The sequence below is a fragment of the Rhodocyclus tenuis genome, assembly GCF_014197755.1.
GTDB classification, from domain to species: Bacteria; Pseudomonadota; Gammaproteobacteria; order Burkholderiales; family Rhodocyclaceae; genus Rhodocyclus; species Rhodocyclus tenuis.
Genome location: NZ_JACIGE010000011.1, coordinates 101,168 through 117,958 on the forward strand (window position 1 = coordinate 101,168; position 16,791 = coordinate 117,958).

Genomic DNA, 16,791 nt, shown 5'->3' on the forward strand with positions numbered 1-16,791 from the left:
CGCGCGCTGCCTGCCGGTCAGCGCACCAGTCCTGGTCGCGGGCGTCCGGCGCGCTTGCCAGTGAAGATGGCGCTAGCGTGACGCTGGCGAAAGCCGCTGCGCGGAGAGCGTCAGCCCTGCCGCCGGGTCGCGGCGATTTCAAGTCGCGGCGCACCACGCGTTCAGCAGGCGGCGTGCGGCGTCGATGGTTTCGCCGGCGGTGAGACCGATCGGGCCGATGTCGCTAGCGGCCAGCGCATCGGCAGCTGCGCCGTGCAGGTGCACGCCCGCCAGCAGAGCTTCGTCGGCCGACCAGCCCTGCGTCAGCAGCGCGACGACGATGCCGGCAAGTACATCGCCCATGCCGGCGCTGGCCATTCCCGGATTGCCGGTGGTGTTGATCAACCAGCGGCCGTCGGCGAAGGCAATCACGCTGCCGCAACCCTTGAGCACGACGCCGGCGGCGTAGCGACGGGCGATTGCCTGTGCCGCCGCGACGCGGTCGGCCTGCACGCTGGCGACCGTGCTGCCGAGCAGGCGCGCGGCCTCCGCCGGATGCGGCGTGAGCAGGCTGGGCGCCGGGCGTGCAGCCAGTGCCACCTGTAATACGCTGTCGGCGGCGATGCGATTGAGCGCGTCGGCGTCGAGCAGCAGCGGCACGGGCAGCGCCAGCGCGCTCGCCAGCAGGCTGCGTGCGGCCTCGCTGTCGCCAAGGCCCGGGCCGCAGAGCAGGGCGTCAAGCGGGCCGGCGAGCACGCTGGCCGGCGGGCGCAGCATCAGTTCGGGCTGCGTGGCGTCGACGCCGGGCGCTTTCTCGTCGAGCAGGCCGACGAAGACGCGGCCGGCGCCAAGTTTCTGCGCCGCGCGACCGGCGAGCAGCGCCGCGCCGAGCATGCCAGGCGCACCACCGACGATGCCGGCGTTGCCGAAGCTGCCCTTGTGCGTGTTGCGCAGACGTGGCCGCAGCTGCACCGCGAACTCAGGACGCGCGAGGATTCGCCCGCGCGCTCCTCTGGCTACGGCGGCTTCAAGCCCGAGCGTGGCGACGCTGATGCTGCCGCAATGGTCGGGCCCGTCGCCGGTGAATAGCCCCGGTTTGGCGGCGATGAAAGTGAGCGTATGCGTGGCGCGGATCGCCGGGCCGGCGACGATTCCGCTCGCGGCGTCGAGCCCGCTCGGGCAGTCGAGCGCGAGTAGCGGACAGCCGTCGCGCGCGGCGAGCGTATTGGCGGCGGCGACGAGTGCGGCGGCGTCGCCGCCGATGGCGCGCGACAGGCCGATGCCGAACAGGCCGTCGACGATCAGCGACCAGCGCTTTCCTGCCGGAATATGGGGGGACACTTCGCCGCCGGCGGCGACGAAATCGCGGCAAGCCGCCGCGGCGTCGCCCGGCAGCCGGGCGACGTCACCAGTGAACACCAGCGTCAGGTCGAAGAAAAGCTCGCGCAGCCGGCTTGCCGTGACGAAGGCATCGCCGCCGTTGGCACCCGGGCCGGCAAGGACGAGTACGCTGCCTTCGTCGGTGCAGAGTGTGGCGGCCAGCGTCGCCGCGGCGGCGCCGGCGCGCTGCATCAGCGGCAGGTGGGCGGCGTCGCATTCGATCGCTCGCAGCGCTGCGATCTCGAGCAGCGGCACGGCCGGAGGCAGTGGCGTGAGGCGCGGGTTCGGCATGGTTTTTCGGCGGAAGGTAATGCCGGAATACTAGCCGAAAACGCTGCGATCACCGGCTACTGACAGCGTGCCGGAGATGCCGGCAGGGCGCGTGCAAGTGCCGTTCTGACAACGTCCGCCGCCCCTGCTGGCGGAGCCGCCGACGAGGGGCGAACAACAGGCAGACTGCTGACTGTTGCTGCCCGAGCAGCTTGCCTTGTCGTACATCCGCCACGCTGCGGCGAAGCCACATTGATGGCATCGAGCGTCGTACTTGTTGCTGGCTGCACGAGCCGTGATAATCCGGAAACGACAACAAAAACAAGCACGAAAGCTCAATTGACGGCATTCAGCTTATTTCCGCACGCGCGCTTGCCTTCGCTGCTCGCTGCGTTTCTTGCTGCGGGCACCACTCTGCTGGCGCCGCCAGCATTCGCCCAGGCTTTGTCCGAGGATGATTTCCTCAGCGACCTGCCCGTCGTCGTCTCGGCGACGCGCCTGCGTCAGTCGCTCGCCGCTACGCCAGCGTCGATGACCGTCATCGACCGCGAGATGATCCGCGACTCGGGTGCCTGGGACGTCGCCGACCTGTTCCGCCTCGTTCCCGGCATGTACGTCGCCTACAATGTCGACAAGGAAGTGGTTCCCGGTCACGTCGTCAGCTATCACGGCATGGCCGACCCTTACGCCAAGCGCATGCAGATCCTGATCGACGGGCGGTCGGTGTACACCCCGCTGTTTGGTGGTCCGATCTGGAGCAACATCCCTCTGGCCCTTGATGACATCGAGCGCGTCGAGGTGGTGCGCGGACCGAATGCGGCGAGTTACGGCGCCAATTCCTTCCTCGGCGTGATCAACATCATCACGCGCGACCCGGCCGACGTGCAGGGCAAACTGGTGTCGCTGTCCGGTGGTACGCCCGGCGTCGACGCGACACTGCGCTACGGCGGCCGCGCCGGCGCGATGGACTACCGGACGGCGCTGCAGTTGCGCGACGACGCCGGTTACACGCGCGATGGCGAAGGCCGTTACAACGATGAAGATGTGCACGCGCGCAGCGACGACAAACGCATCGCCAACCTGTCGTTTCGCGGCGACTATCGGGTCAACGGCATCGACGAGCTGCAGTTGCAGTTCGGCTATTCGGGCGGCAGCCGGCAGACGGGCGACTACCCGAACACCAATCCGCGGCGTGACAAGGATGTCGGTTCCATGTTCGCGCTGGCGCGCTGGCAGCGCGATCTCGGTGCCGACAGCCAGTTCAGCCTGCGCGCGTATTACAACCGCGATCGTCTCAGTGAGGATTTGAGCCAGCTGGTCAGTCCGTGGTTTCCGGTCACTATCGGTGGCAACTCGTTCCTGCTGCCACTCGGTGTGCCAACTCCTTTCACGCAGGCGCTCAGTCATGTTGCCGAGCGCACTGACGTTGAAGCGCAGCACAGCTTCTGGGCTGGCGAGAGCCTGCGCCTGGTCTGGGGCGGCTCGCTGCGCCTTGATCGGGTGCGCAGCACGCTCTATCTCGGGTCAGAAGACTTCAAGAGCTTCAATCAGCAGAGCGTCTTCGCCAATGCCGAGTGGCGGCCGCTGGCAGCGCTCGTTTTCAACTTCGGCACGATGCTTGAGCACAACAGCTTCGTCGGTACCAATGCGTCGCCGCGCGCCAGCGTCAACTACCATCTGACGCCGACGCAGACGCTGCGGGCGACACTGAGTCGCGCCTGGCGCAATCCGGTTTCGTACGAACAGGAGGGCAACTCGCGCTGGTTGTTTCCGGCTGTGCTGCCGCCCGCTTTCACCACCAACGCCTACCAGTATCTTTACGGACAGAACAACCTGCGCCCGGAACGCATCGATTCGCGCGAACTCGGCTACCTGCTCGAGTTGCCCCGCGGCGGTTCGCTCGATCTCAAGTATTCGTACGATACGCTCAGCGACCTGATCGAAATGTACGCATTCGATTGCTGCGGTACGGCGATTCCGGGAACGGTGCGTACCTTTGGTAATCGAAGTGACGCCAGCATCCATTCGTTCGAGGCGCAGTGGCAGCAGCAGTTCGACGAAGCAACACGCATTCACTTCGGCTGGTCAGCAACGCACATCGTCCGCGATTCTGGTTCAGTTCCAGCATCCGCCGCCTACGCCTACGACCGAACGGCTTCCCGCCACAGCCAGAACATGCTGCTTTCCCGTCAATTGTCGCCCGCGTGGCGCGCCAGCCTTGGCGTCTATCGCGTCGGTTCGCTCCAGGCCAATTCGGGCGACTCGCTGCCTGCCTACATGCGCTGGGATGTCCGTGTCGCCCGCCAGTTCAAGTGGCACGAGGGCGATGGCGAGCTGGCGCTGGTGGTGCAGGACATCGGCGACACGCAGTACCGTGAGTTTTACGCCGACAACGTCCTTGGTCGGCGCAGTTTCCTGAATCTGCGACTGGCTTTCTGATTTTCCATGGTCCGCGGTTCGGTCATCGCCCCCCTCAGGCTCAATGCCTCCCGTCATATGACCTTGGTCTTGGTGGCAGTGGTTCTGATGCTGGCCGGGCGTGTTGCCCTGGCGCAGGAGCGTGTGGCCGTGCTGCTCAGCGAACGCGGTGGGCATTACAGCGAGTTTCTGGACGCTTTCTACCGCGCACTGGCCGACCCGGTGCTCGCCGGTCGGCCACTGACGATCGTCGAGTTGACCACCGTTCCTGAGCGCGCCGGTGATCCGCGCCTCGCCGGTGTGTCGGCGCTCGTCGCAGTCGGTGTGCAGGCGATGCGCAGCGCTGCCGCTCGCGATGACCTGCCGCCGACGCTCAATGTGCTGGTGCCGCGCGCCAGTTATGAGCGCACGGTCGCCGAGTCGGGGCGCCATCGCGCGCGCGCGCAGTTTTCGGCGATCTATCTCGACCAGCCCTTGTCACGCCAGCTTGGCCTGATCCGCCTGGTCCTGCCCGGCAAGCGGCGGGTGGCGGTACTGCTCGGGCCGGATTCGAGCTTCTTCCTGCCGCGCCTGCGTGCGGCGGTGGCACGCACCGGACTCGAACTGATCAGCGACGAGGTCAGCGCCGAGTTCGAACTCATTCCGGCCTTGTCGCAACTGCTCGGTGGCGCCGACCTCTTGCTGGCGCTTCCCGACAGCGTCGTGTTCACGCGCGAGTCGGCGCGTTCGATCCTGCTGACGGCGTATCGCTATCAGAAACCGATGTTCGGTTTTTCCCAGGCCTACGTGAATGCCGGCGCGCTGGCAGCGGTTTTCAGCACGCCGGCGCAGATCGCCCGGCAGACGGTCGAGATGCTGCGTGCCCAGCCGAATGCTCGGCAGACCTTGCCGCTAGCGCTTTACCCGACCCATTTTTCGGTGTCGGTAAACCGTGCAGTAGCGCGTGCGCTGGCGATCGATCCGCCTGCCGACGGTGCCTTGCACGCTGCGCTGGCCAGCGAGACCGATAGCGACTGAACGGCAGTGGCTACGGCCGCTGGGCTATAATTGCGGCCCTGCGCGGTCCCGGCCGAATGGTTTGCTGCCGGCAACTTCAGCCGCCTTTTCTGCCAGCGCTTTCATCGACACTCCCGCTTCCGGATGCCCGCCATGGCTGACCCCGTTTCCGCTGTTTCTCCTTCCACAAGCCTTTTCCTGCGTGGCGAAGACGCGCTTTCCGGCTTCCGTCGTCAGCGCCTGCAGGCCGGACTGGCCGCCGTGCTGCCGGGGGCGACACTCGTCTCTGCCGAGCACTGGCACATCGTTGCGCTGCGCCGGCCGCTCGACGCGGCACAGCACGAACGTCTCAGCGCGCTGCTGTCGGCACGCGCCGAAGAGCGAATGGCAGGCGATCTGTTCCTGGTGACACCGCGCCTTGGCGCCATTTCGCCGTGGTCGTCGAAGGCCACCGACATCGCCTTGAACTGCGGTCTCGATGCGATCGAGCGCATCGAGCGCGTGCTTGCCTATCGCGTCGCCACGCCGGACGGCGGTGTGCCGTCGGCCCTGCGCGGCGAGATCGCCGCGCTGCTGCACGACCGCATGACCGAAACGGTGCTCGCCGATTTCGCGCAGACGCCGGCGCTGTTTGCGCACGTCGCGCCGCAGCCCTTGTCCCGCATCGATCTGCTCGCCGGTGGCCGTGCTGCGCTGGTCGAGGCTGACGCCCGGCTGGGGCTGGCGCTGTCGCCGGACGAAGTCGATTACCTCGTCGACATCTTCACGCGCGCGGGGCGCAATCCGACCGACGTCGAGCTGATGATGTTCGCGCAGGCCAATTCCGAACACTGCCGGCACAAGATCTTCAACGCCGCCTGGGTGATCGACGGCGCACCGCGCGCCGAAACGCTGTTCGGCATGATCCGCGAGACGCATAAGGCACATCCCGAAGGCACCGTCGTCGCCTACTCGGACAATTCCTCGGTGATCGAAGGCGGCGTCGCGCAGCGCTTCTTCCCCGCGCCCGACGGTGGCTACGACTATCACCAACAGCTGACGCACATCCTCGCCAAGGTCGAAACGCACAATCACCCGACGGCGATCTCGCCCTTCCCCGGCGCCGCCACCGGCTCCGGCGGCGAAATTCGTGACGAGGGCGCCACCGGTCGCGGCTCCAAGCCGAAGGCCGGCCTGTGCGGTTTCTCGGTCTCCGACCTGCAATTGCCCGGCGCGCTGCAGCCCTGGGAGGCCGACTCGGCGGCCTACGGCAAGCCTTCGCGCATCGCTTCGGCGCTACAGATCATGCTCGACGGCCCGATTGGCGCCGCCGCCTTCAACAACGAATTCGGCCGGCCCAACCTCGCCGGCTATTTCCGCACCTACCAGCAGCCGGTCGACGGTGTCGTGCGTGGCTACCACAAGCCGATCATGATCGCCGGCGGTCTCGGCGCCATTGCCGCCGACCAGTGTTTCAAGGAAGAAACCCTGATGCCGGGCGTGCTCTTCGTGCAGATCGGCGGCCCCGGCCTGTTGATCGGCCTTGGCGGCGGCGCCGCCAGCTCGATGAGCACCGGCAGCAACGCCGAAGACCTCGACTTCGCCTCGGTGCAGCGCGGCAACCCCGAAATGGAGCGGCGTGCGCAGGAAGTGATCGACCGCTGCTGGCAGCTCGGCGCGCCCGCCGGCGACGGCTGGCAGGTCGGCGACGGCAACCCGATCCTGTCGATCCACGATGTCGGTGCCGGCGGCCTGTCCAACGCGCTGCCCGAGCTCGCGCACGGCGGCGGCTGCGGCGCGCGCTTCGAACTGCGCGAGGTGCACATCGAGGAGCCGGGAATGTCGCCGGCCGAGATCTGGTGCAACGAATCGCAGGAGCGCTACGTGCTCGCCATTCCGCCGACGCGGCTGGCCGAGTTCAGCGCGCTGTGCGAGCGCGAGCGCTGTCCGTTTGCGGTGGTCGGCGAAGCGACCGACGACGGTCGACTGCTCGTCACCGACCGCCACTTCGGCGACAATCCGGTCGACATGGACATGGAAGCGCTGCTCGGCAAGCCGCCGCGCATGACGCGTGACGTGGTCCGTCAGCCCTCGCCGGGCGCCGTCTTCGATCTCGGCGCGGTCGAACTGAAAGACGCCGCCTACCGCGTGCTGCGCCTGCCGGCGGTCGCCGACAAGACTTTCCTGATCAGCATCGGCGACCGTAGCGTCGGCGGGCTGACGGCGCGCGACCAGATGGTCGGCCCGTGGCAGGTGCCGGTTGCCGACGTCGCGGTGACGCTGGCCGACTTCGTCGGTCACGCCGGCGAAGCCTTCGCCATGGGTGAGCGCACGCCGCTGGCGGTGCTCGACGCGCCGGCTTCGGTGCGCATGGCCATCGGCGAGGCACTGACCAACCTCGCCGCCGCCGACATCGGCAAACTCGGCGACGTCAAGCTCTCGGCCAACTGGATGGCCGCCGCCGGTGTTGCCGGCGAGGATGCGCGCCTGTTCGACGCGGTGCGCGCAACCTCCGACCTGTGCCAGGCGATCGGCGTGTCGATCCCGGTCGGCAAGGATTCGCTGTCGATGCGATCGGCGTGGGACGACGCCGGTACGCCGAAGTCGGTGGTCGCGCCGCTGTCGCTGATCGTCACCAGCTTCGCGCCGGTGAACGATGCGCGGCGCACGCTGACGCCGTTGCTGGCGCGTGAGGTGGCTGATACCGAACTGCTGCTGATCGACCTCGGCGCCGGCCGCAGCCGCCTCGGCGCTTCGGCGCTGGCGCAGGTGTACAGCGCCGTCGGCAACGAGGTTCCCGACCTCGACGAGCCGGCGCGGATGGCGGCGTTCTTCGCCGCCATCCGTAAGCTCGCCGGCGACGGTCTGCTGCTCGCCTATCACGACCGTTCCGACGGCGGCCTCTTCGCCGCAGTCGCCGAAATGGCCTTCGCCGCGCACTGCGGCGTCACGCTCGACATGGATGGCCTGTGCTACGACCCGCTGGCCAACGACGTCGACGGCGCCGAGCGCAAGCCTGAACTGATGGCCGGTCGCGCCGACGAGCGCCTGCTGCGCGCGCTGTTCAATGAGGAACTCGGCGCCGTCGTGCAGATCCGCCGCGCCGACCGCGACGCCGTGCTCGCCATCCTGCGCGGCGCCGGCCTCGGTGCCGCGACGCACTTCATCGGCCACCCGAACGCCGCCGACGAACTGCGCATCGTGCGCAACGCCAAGGCGGTGTTCGCCGAGAAGCGCGTCGAGCTGCAGCGCGCCTGGTCGGAAACCAGCTTCCGCATGCAGTCGCTGCGCGACAACCCGGACTGCGCGCAACAGGAATACGAACGCATCCTCGACGCCGCCGATCCGGGGCTGTCGGTGAGCTTGTCCTTCGACGCGAACGACGACGTCGCGGCACCTTTCGTCGCCAGCGCTGCGCGGCCGCGCGTCGCCATCCTGCGCGAGCAGGGCGTGAATGGTCAGGTCGAAATGGCCGCCGCCTTCGACCGCGCCGGCTTCGCCGCGGTCGACGTGCACATGAGCGACATCCTCGCCGGCCGCGTCAGCCTCGCCGACTTCAAGGGTGCGGTCGCCTGCGGCGGTTTCTCCTACGGCGACGTGCTCGGCGCCGGCCAGGGCTGGGCGCGCATCATCCTCTTCAACGCGCGCGCACGCGACGAGTTCGAACGCTTCTTCGCGCGTGCCGACGTGTTCGCCCTCGGCGTCTGCAACGGCTGCCAGATGATGAGCGCCCTGAAGGAACTGGTGCCGGGCGCCGCCGACTGGCCGCGCTTCGTGCGCAACCGCGTCGAGCAGTTCGAGGCGCGCTACGTGATGAGCGAGATCGTCGCTTCGCCGTCGATCTTCCTGTCCGGCATGGCCGGCAGCCGCCTGCCGGTGGTCGTCTCGCATGGCGAAGGCCGCGCCGAGTTCGACAGCGCGGCGCAGGCCGAACGCGTCGCCGCGTCGCTGGCCGCGCTGCGCTACGTCGACAACCGGGGTGTTGCGACCGAGGTCTATCCGTACAACCCGAACGGCTCGCCGGGCGGGCTGACCGGCGTCACCACCGCCGACGGCCGCTTCACGATCATGATGCCGCACCCGGAACGCACGTTCCGTGCCGCGCAGATGTCGTGGCGGCCGGCCGACTGGGACGCTGCCGGCATCGAGGCCTCGCCCTGGCTGCGCATGTTCCGCAACGCGCGCCGTTTCGTCGGCTAAGCGTTCTCCGGGCAGCAAAGAGAAACGCCGGAGCGGTTTCCCGCTCCGGCGTTTCTTTTTTGAGGCATCGGCTGCCGGCGGAGGCCTGCAGCAGGGTCTGGTCTTACTCGACCTTGGCCTTGCTGCGCAGGTCGTTGACCATCTTTTCGATCTGCTGCTGCTGCGCGCGCTGCGCCAGTTGCGGCTTGATCGCGTCGAAAGGTGGCGGCGTCAGCGGACGCGCGTCTTCCTGCAGGATGACGTGGTAGCCGAACTCGGTCTTGACCGGCGTTTCGGTGAACTTGCCCTTCTGCAGCTTGGTCAGCGCGTCGGCGAAAGGCTTCACGTAATTGGCCGGGCTGCCCCAGCCGAGGTCGCCGCCGTTGTCCTTGGAGCCAGGATCCTTCGACTGCTTGGCCAGGTCTTCGAACTTCGCCCCACCCTTCAGCTTGGCGATGATCGCCTTGGCGTCGTCTTCCTTCTCGACCAGGATGTGGCGCGTCTTGTACTCGCTGCCGCCGAGCTGTGCCTTGATCTTGTCGTAGTCGGCCTTGAGCGTTTCGTCGCTGATCGGGTGCTTTTTCACGTAATCCTGGATGAAGGCACGCACGTAGATTGCCTGACGCGCGAGATCAGCCTGGATGGCGATCGCTGCCTGCTTGTCGAGGCCCTTCTTCTTCGCTTCCTGCGCCAGCAGTTCGCGGCGGATCAGCTCTTCACGCACGGCGTTGCGCAGTTCCGCACCCTCGGGCGCGCCTTGCGCTTTCTGCTCGCTGATGAAGGCATCAGCGGCGCTCTGCGGGATGGCAACGCCATTGACCGTCGCGAAAACACCGCCGCCCTTCGACTTCGCGGCTGCCGGCTTGGTCGCGGCTGCGGCGTCTGCCGGTGCTTCGTCGGCGGCGAGAACCGGCAACGAAATCAGGGAGCCGACTGCGAGTGCGGCGGCCAGTGTCGAGAGTTTATGCATGTTTCGTCTTCCTTCGTTCAGGGGATTGCGGAGTTTGTCATATCCCGGAAGTGCCGGGAAAGCATTTTCTGTATCGAAATTATACGGCGTCGGAGATTACGGTTTTGATACTGAGCGCGTGCAGCGGACCGTGCATCAAGTCGCCGACAGTGTCGATGACGAGGCGGTGGCGGGCCAGCGGACTCAGGCCGGCAAAGCGCGGCGAGGCGATCAGCAGCTTGTAGTGCGCGCCTTGGCTGGCACCGGCATGGCCGGCGTGCCGTGACGAATCGTCGATCAGTTCAAGCTGCGTCGGCGCGAGTGCGGCTAAGCGCGCGCGCAGCTGTGCTTCCAGGTTTCCGTCAGCCGCACTCATGCCGGCAGTGTCTTCAGGAAGGGTTTGACGCTCACCGTCGCGTAGACGCCGGCGGCGACATACGGGTCGGCATTGGCCCAATCAGTGGCTGCGTCGAGCGAGGCGAACTCGGCAACGATCAGGCTGCCGGAGAATCCGGCCGGGCCGGGATCGGCGGCGTCGATGGCCGGGAAGGGTCCGGCCAGCAACAGGCGACCGGCTTCCTGCAGCAGGCGCAGGCGCTCGCGGTGCGGCGCGCGCGCGGCGAGGCGCGCGGCCAGCGAATCGGGCCGGTCTGCGGCGACGATGGCGTAGAACATCAGGGTTTCTCCTCAATGTATTTCGACAGCAGCAGGCCCTGCACGACGACGAAAACGAGCATCAGCCCCATGCCGCCGAAGAGCTTGAAATTGACCCAGTCGTCGGTCGAAAAGTTGAAGGCGACGAGCAGGTTGGCGATGCCCATGAAGACGAAGAAGCCGATCCACGAGAGATTGAGCCTGGCCCAGACGTGCTCGGGCAGCTGCATCTGTTCGCTGAGCATTTTCTGGATCAGGTTCTTGCCGAAGAAGCGCGCGCTGGCAAAGAGCGCGACGGCGAAGACCCAGTAGAGGATGGTCGGCTTCCACTTGATGAAGGTCTCGTCGTGCAGCGCCAGCGTCATGCCGCCGAACACGCCGACGATGACCAGCGACACCCACTGCATCGGCTCGACGCGCCGGTGCCGTAGCCACACCCAGGCGATCTGCCCGATGGTGGCGACGATGGCGACCGTCGTTGCGACGTAGATATCCGCCATCTTGAAGGCGATGAAGAAGAGCAGTACGGGAAACAGGTCGAAGAGAAGCTTCATGCGCGGGTCTGCGAAAGTGAGGGTTTTTCCCCGGAACTGATGCCGGCAAAGCCGGCGGGGAGCGGCGGCAGCGAGCGCTGCACAAGGGTTCGCGAGATGTCTTCCCGCTGCTGCGGCGGGACGGCGAGCAGGTGTCAGGGTGGTGTCAGGGTGGTGTCAGGGTGGTGTCAGGGTGGCAGCGAGGCGGTGATGTTCCGTGGATTATGGCCGATCGGTCGAGCGGCTGTCCATGTTGCGCCGGCGTTATACTCGACCCCGGCTGCGCTTGGCAGTGGCTGGCGGGAGACTCATGAAGCGCATTGACAGCATTACCGAAGCGCTCGGCGAAGGCGTCATCGCCAGCGACGCTGACGGTCGTTGCACCTTCCTCAACGCCGAGGGCGAGCGCCTGCTCGGTTGGTCGCGCGACGAGATTGCCGGCCGCGATGTGCACGACACCATTCATTCGCATACGGCGAGCGGCTTGCCGGTCTCGCGCGACGAATGTCCGCTACATTCGCCGGTGCTGGTACGCGAGGTGTTTCGTTCGGAACTCGACGCCTTCATCCGCCGCGATGGAAGCAGTTTCCCCGTTTCGCTGGTGTCCACTCCGCTGTTCGACGGCGAGCGCTTGGTCGGCAATGTCACCGTTTTCCAGGACATCAGCGAACGCCGGCGCGACGAGGCGCATCTGCTGGCGACCGCTTCACGCCTGTCGGCGCTGGTCGAGAGCATGCAGGCCGGCGTCCTGCTCGAGGACGAAAGCGGCGTCGTTGTCGTTGCCAACCAGACGCTGTGCGAGCTGTTCGGCATCGACATTGCCGGTGTCGAACTCGCGGGTATCAGCGCTCTTGCCGTTCTTGACGAATGCGCGCAGCGACTGTGTCAGACGGGAACACTGGCCGCACTCGTGGCCCGCGACGCGGCCAGCCCGCCGCTGCTTGGCCTGGAACTGCCGCTGGCCGACGGACGCTTCTTCGAACTCGATCAGGCGCCGGTTTTCCTCTTTCCCGAACTGCCGCGCGCCGAAGACTGTCGCGGCCGGCTGTGGGTGTTCCGTGACATCAGTGGCCGCAAGCGCGTCGAAGTCGAGTTGCAGCACGCGCGCGAAGCGGCCGAGGCGGCCAACCGTACCAAGGGCGTCTTTCTCGCGGCGATGAGCCACGAGTTGCGCACACCGATGAACGGCATTGTCGGCATGACCGATCTGCTGCTCGACACCCGCCTCGACGACGAGCAGCGCGAATACCTCGAGATGGTGCGCTTTTCAGCCGATGCGCTGCTGGTGATCATCGACGACATTCTCGATTTTTCGAAGATCGAGGCCGGGCGGATGGAGATCGAGTGCGTGCCTTTCCGCCTGCGTGAGTTGCTCAGCCGCAGCCTGCGGCCGCTGGCGCTGCGTGCCGAACAGAAGGGATTGCAGCTGCGCTGGCAGGTCGCCGCTGGAACGCCCGACGCGCTGCTCGCCGACCCGGTACGCCTGCGCCAGTCGCTGATCAATCTGGTCGGCAATGCCATCAAGTTCACCAGCGCCGGCGAAATCGTCGTCAGTGTCGGCCTCGCGGCAAGCGCCGCTGCGCCGCCCGGCGTGGTCGGCGCCGGCGGCAGCATCGATCTGGCCTTTGCCGTGCGCGATACCGGCATCGGCATTTCCCCGGAAAAACAGGCCGAAGTCTTTGCCGCGTTCACGCAGGCGGACAGCTCGATTACGCGCCGTTTTGGCGGCAGCGGCCTCGGGCTGGCGATTACGCGCAAGCTGCTAGCGCTGATGGGCGGCGAGATCCGCCTCGACAGCGTTCCCGGCGTCGGCAGCACTTTCTCCTTCACCCTGCCGCTGGGGCTCGATCAAGTCGGCGAACGCACGGCGGCAGCCCGAGACCTGGCGGCGTACGCGGAATCTGGCAGTCGCCGGGGCTCAGAGCCTATCCGGGATAACGCTCACGCCGCGCAAACGCCGCGGAACGCGGCCGCGGCGACGAGCACCCGGCAGGCGCCGGCTGACGAATGGCGCGCCGTGGCCAGCGTCGCTGCCAGGCAGCCGTCAGTCCTGGCTGGCCGTTCGCTGCGCATCCTGCTCGCCGAGGACAATCCGGTGAACCAGCGTGTTGCCACGCTCATGCTCGAAAAGCGCGGCCATCGCGTCAGCGTCGTCGGCGACGGCGAGGCGGCGCTGGCGCGGCTTGCCGCCGAGCCCTTCGATCTGGTGCTGATGGACATCCACATGCCGCTTCTCGACGGCATCGCTGCCAGCGAGCGCCTGCGCGCCGAGGAAGCCGGCGGCGAGCGGCCGCGCCTGCCGGTGCTGGCGCTGACCGCCAGCGTCAGTATCGAGGAACGCGCGCTGTGCCGCGCCGCCGGCATGGATGCTGTGGTTGCCAAGCCGGTGCGCGCCGAAACGCTTTTTGCGGCGATTGCGCAGGTGATCGCCGCAACGCGGCGCGCCAACGCGATCGCGCAGTTGGGTGGCGACGCCGAGCTGTTCGCGCAGGTGGTCGCCGCCTTCGCAGCCGGCCTGCCGGCGACGCTGGCCGCCTTGCGTGCTGCGCTGCTGAGCGGCGATCGGCAGCTTTTGCGGCGCGAGGCGCATTCGGCGAAGAGCGTTCTCGCCACCTTTGCCGACAGTGAGGGCGCACAGCTGGCGCAGGAACTGGAAACCTGGGCTGCCGGCAGCAGCGGCGCCGACGATCAGGATGAGGCTGTCACCAGAACCGAAGCGCTGCAGGCGGCGCTGACGCGTCTGGCCGACGAGTTGGCAGACGAGTTGGCAGACGAGTCGGGCAACGCCGGCGAGCTTCGCGAGTAGCCGCAGAACCGCCAACGGTCAGCCAGGGCGCAGGCGGCGCGGCTGCCGCCTCCGGTTCCTGGTGGTCGCAGCCTCAGAGTGGCAGCGTCAGCGCGGCGGCGGCTGCCTGCGGCGTCACTCCGTGCTCGACGATGCCGAGCAGTGGCGTCGGCAGCAGACGGGCGATCGTCTGCAGATTCTCGGTAAAGCGCGGCATCTCCGCGTCGATGCGGTTGGCGACCCAGCCGCTGATGCGCAGTCCGCGCGCGCTGAGCACCTCGTGCGTCAGTAGCGCGTGGTTGATGCAGCCCAGACGCATGCCGACGACGAGGATGACGCGCAGGTCGAGCGCGACCGCGAGATTGGCGCCGTCGATCTCGTCGCCGAGCGGCACGAGAAAGCCGCCGACGCCCTCGACCAGCGTTGCATCGGCCAGCGTGCGCAGCTCGTTGAACGCGGCGACGATGCGCTCCAGCTCGATGTCCACACCGGCCTCGGCGGCAGCGATGTGCGGCGCGATTGCTGGCGCGAAGCAGTAGGGGTTGCGCAGTGCGCGCGGTGCCTCGACCGACGAGGCGGCGGCGAGCGCATCGACGTCCTCGTTGTTGCCGGCGTCGTCGGTGCCGCTGGCCACCGGCTTCATGCCGATCGCCGACAGTCCGCGCTGGCGCAGTGCGTGCAGCAGCGCGCAGCTGACGAAGGTCTTGCCAACGCCGGTATCGGTACCGACGATGAACCAGGCGGGGCGGCGGGCGGGGTCGATGGTGGCGTTCATGGGCTCGGGGCGGTGCGGATCGGGTGTTCGCTGGTTCGGGAGGCGTTGGCTCGGGGCGCTGCTCAGGCGGCGCTTGCCGCCGGCTTGCTGGCGTAGGCGAGGATGACATCGTAGCTCGCCGGCAGTCCTTGTGGCTGCCGCTGCTCTTCGTAAGCGGCGGTAAACGCCTGCCAGACGCTGCGGCTCATCAGTCCGCGCCGGGCGCCGGCGCCGACGCCATTGGCGCCGATTTCGCGCACCGCGGCGAGCAGCTCGCGCAACTCGCGGTAATGCAGGGTCAGGGTCTGTCGTTCGATGCGGATGTCGGTGAAGCCGGCGGCGCGCAGGTGCCCGGCGAGCGCTTGCGGCGGCGCGAAAGCCAGCGTGTGCCGGTAGCGGTCGACGCCGGCAAAGGCGGCACGCAGTTCGGCGAAGGTGTCGGGTCCGAGCGTCGCCAGCGCCAGCCGGCCGCCGGCGCGCAGCGTGCGCGCCGCTTCGCGCGCGACGCGCGCGCTGTCGCACCACTGGATGGCCAGGCTCGACCAGTAGAGGTCGAAGCTCGCGTCGGCGCAGGGCAGCGCTTCGATGTCGGCGGCGAGGCGCAGCGCGCCGCCCGTGGCGTGCGTCGGATGCGCCAGCATCGCCGGCGCGAAGTCGGCGGCGACCAGTTCGAGAGCGGGCCAGCGTGCGCGCAGGAGCGCGCCGCCGTAGCCGGTGCCGCAGCCAGCGTCGATGGCGCGCAGTGCGCCGCTGGCGGTGGTGCTGGCCGTGGTCGGGCGGTGCTGCGTGGCGGATTGCGCCTCGGCTTGCGCGGCAGATTGTTCCTCGGCCCGGCCGGTGCCCGCCGGGGGCAGGCCAGCGCCGAGCAGGTCGGCGACCTGACGCTGGACGACTGCCGCGGCGTCGTAGCTGGTCGCCGCGCGCTCGAAAGCGGCGCGCACGCGTTGCTTCGGCGGCAGGGCTGCGGCGTCGTTTGCCAGCGGGTTGGCGCTGGTCGCTTCCGCGGCTTCATTGCAGCTACGCTCACCGTCACGCGCCTTGGCGCGGCGCGACGCCGGCAGCGCGGCGACAAAGCCGGCGATGCGCGCGGCAAAGCGCTGCGGGTCGGCGAGGAAAGGGGCGTGCGCCGCGTCGCTGAAGCTCTCGAACTCCGCATCGGGTAGCGTCGCGGCGAGGAAACGGCCGGCCGCGGGCGGCGTCAGCGCGTCGCGTTCGCCGTGGATGAGCAGCGTCGGCACGTTGATGTGCGGCACGCGTTCGCGCAGGTCGACATCGCGCAGCCAGTCGAGGCCGCGTGCCAGCGCTGCCGGCGCGGGTTCGGCGCTGTCGCCTTGCGCTGCGGCCAGTGCCCGCGTCAGCGTGCGCGCCTGGGTGTCGCCCTGGTTGAGCAACGCGATGAAGCGTTTGCGCGTCGCTGCCGCGTCGCTGGCGAGCGCGGCGTGGAAAGCGGCGAGCACCGCCGGCGCTTGCGCCGCCGGCCAATCGGTACGCTGCGTGAAGCACGGCGTACTGCCGACGAGGATCAGCCCGCCGACGCGCTGCGGCGCTGTCGCCGCCGCCTGCAAGGCGAGCAGGCCGCCGAGCGACCAGCCGCAGAGAACGACGCCCTCGGGCAAACTTGCCAGCAGTGCGTCGGCCGCTGCGGCGAAGCTCGCGTCCGCGCCGGTGCTGCCGTCCGCGTTATCGTTCGCAGTGTTGGCGGCATTGCCGTCTGCAGTGCTGTCCGCAGTGCTCCCGTATCCGGGCAGGCTGACAAGCCGCACGTTCCAGTCGGTGCCGAGCGCGCTGTGCAGGGCGTCGGCGGCAGCGCCCCAGCAGGCGCTGCCGATTCCCCAGCCGTGGATCAGTGCCAGTTCGCCGCCGCGGCGGTTTCCGTCTTTCATGTCCGGTTTTTCTGCCTTGCTGCTGCGGCGGT

The 16,791-nt window shown here is 68.0% G+C and carries 11 protein-coding genes; 4 read left to right on the forward strand and 7 right to left on the reverse strand.

All coding sequences use genetic code 11. From position 1 onward, the window contains the following. Positions 1–138 precede the first annotated feature (138 nt). Positions 139–1,650 carry an NAD(P)H-hydrate dehydratase gene (locus tag GGD90_RS14235; RefSeq protein WP_153116373.1) on the reverse strand — a complete coding sequence of 504 codons (1,512 nt, stop codon included), beginning with the start codon at positions 1,648–1,650 and terminating at the stop codon, positions 139–141. 351 nt (positions 1,651–2,001) lie between these two features. Here GGD90_RS14235 and GGD90_RS14240 point away from each other — a divergent pair, with 351 nt between their 5' ends. The 3 genes from GGD90_RS14240 (at position 2,002) to purL (ending at position 9,222) form a co-directional block, all read left to right on the forward strand. Beyond that, on the forward strand, positions 2,002–4,068 hold the full coding sequence (locus GGD90_RS14240; protein ID WP_184415206.1) for a TonB-dependent receptor plug domain-containing protein: 2,067 nt from the start codon (positions 2,002–2,004) through the stop codon (positions 4,066–4,068). Positions 4,069–4,137: 69 nt separating this feature from the next. Next, entirely contained in the window at positions 4,138–5,064 is a 927-nt protein-coding gene (locus GGD90_RS14245) for an ABC transporter substrate-binding protein (RefSeq protein WP_184415208.1), read from the forward strand. Positions 5,065–5,196: 132 nt separating this feature from the next. Next, positions 5,197–9,222, forward strand: coding sequence for a phosphoribosylformylglycinamidine synthase (gene purL / locus GGD90_RS14250; protein ID WP_153116370.1), 4,026 nt, complete (start codon positions 5,197–5,199; stop codon positions 9,220–9,222). Between the two features lie 103 nt (positions 9,223–9,325). Here the strand turns inward: purL and GGD90_RS14255 are convergent, their stop codons facing one another. The 4 genes from GGD90_RS14255 to GGD90_RS14270 form a co-directional block, all read right to left on the reverse strand. Further along, the gene (locus tag GGD90_RS14255; protein ID WP_153116369.1) at positions 9,326–10,171 is read right to left on the reverse strand and encodes a peptidylprolyl isomerase; all 846 of its coding nucleotides are present in this window, start codon (positions 10,169–10,171) and stop codon (positions 9,326–9,328) included. A gap of 79 nt (positions 10,172–10,250) precedes the next feature. Further along, complete coding sequence (locus GGD90_RS14260) at positions 10,251–10,526, reverse strand: BolA family protein (protein ID WP_153116368.1); 276 nt, start codon at positions 10,524–10,526, stop codon at positions 10,251–10,253. Further along, entirely contained in the window at positions 10,523–10,825 is a 303-nt protein-coding gene (locus tag GGD90_RS14265) for a YciI family protein (protein WP_153116367.1), read from the reverse strand. The genes GGD90_RS14260 and GGD90_RS14265 overlap by 4 nt, the downstream gene beginning before the upstream one ends. After that, on the reverse strand, positions 10,825–11,358 hold the full coding sequence (locus GGD90_RS14270) for a septation protein A (RefSeq protein WP_153116366.1): 534 nt from the start codon (positions 11,356–11,358) through the stop codon (positions 10,825–10,827). The genes GGD90_RS14265 and GGD90_RS14270 overlap by 1 nt, the downstream gene beginning before the upstream one ends. Positions 11,359–11,647: 289 nt before the next feature. Here GGD90_RS14270 and GGD90_RS14275 point away from each other — a divergent pair, with 289 nt between their 5' ends. Beyond that, the gene (locus GGD90_RS14275; RefSeq protein WP_184415209.1) at positions 11,648–14,143 is read left to right on the forward strand and encodes a PAS domain-containing hybrid sensor histidine kinase/response regulator; all 2,496 of its coding nucleotides are present in this window, start codon (positions 11,648–11,650) and stop codon (positions 14,141–14,143) included. A 73-nt stretch (positions 14,144–14,216) separates the two neighbouring features. On the opposite strand, the gene bioD is transcribed toward GGD90_RS14275, so the two are convergent. Beyond that, positions 14,217–14,897, reverse strand: a complete 681-nt coding sequence (gene bioD / locus GGD90_RS14280; RefSeq protein WP_153116364.1) for a dethiobiotin synthase — start codon at positions 14,895–14,897, stop codon at positions 14,217–14,219. Between the two features lie 62 nt (positions 14,898–14,959). Then, a complete protein-coding gene (locus tag GGD90_RS14285; RefSeq protein WP_184415211.1) occupies positions 14,960–16,759 on the reverse strand; it encodes an alpha/beta fold hydrolase in 1,800 nt (599 codons plus the stop codon). Positions 16,760–16,791 lie beyond the last annotated feature (32 nt).

What these genes read in the sequence shown, in the direction of transcription:
- GGD90_RS14235 (WP_153116373.1), bottom strand. Translation starts at nt 1,650, where the DNA reads ATGCCGAACCCGCGCCTCACGCCACTGCCTCCGGCCGTGCCGCTGCTC.
- purL (WP_153116370.1), top strand. Translation starts at nt 5,197, where the DNA reads ATGGCTGACCCCGTTTCCGCTGTTTCTCCTTCCACAAGCCTTTTCCTG.
- GGD90_RS14255 (WP_153116369.1), bottom strand. Translation starts at nt 10,171, where the DNA reads ATGCATAAACTCTCGACACTGGCCGCCGCACTCGCAGTCGGCTCCCTG.
- GGD90_RS14260 (WP_153116368.1), bottom strand. Translation starts at nt 10,526, where the DNA reads ATGAGTGCGGCTGACGGAAACCTGGAAGCACAGCTGCGCGCGCGCTTA.
- GGD90_RS14265 (WP_153116367.1), bottom strand. Translation starts at nt 10,825, where the DNA reads ATGTTCTACGCCATCGTCGCCGCAGACCGGCCCGATTCGCTGGCCGCG.
- GGD90_RS14270 (WP_153116366.1), bottom strand. Translation starts at nt 11,358, where the DNA reads ATGAAGCTTCTCTTCGACCTGTTTCCCGTACTGCTCTTCTTCATCGCC.
- GGD90_RS14275 (WP_184415209.1), top strand. Translation starts at nt 11,648, where the DNA reads ATGAAGCGCATTGACAGCATTACCGAAGCGCTCGGCGAAGGCGTCATC.
- bioD (WP_153116364.1), bottom strand. Translation starts at nt 14,897, where the DNA reads ATGAACGCCACCATCGACCCCGCCCGCCGCCCCGCCTGGTTCATCGTC.
- GGD90_RS14285 (WP_184415211.1), bottom strand. Translation starts at nt 16,759, where the DNA reads ATGAAAGACGGAAACCGCCGCGGCGGCGAACTGGCACTGATCCACGGC.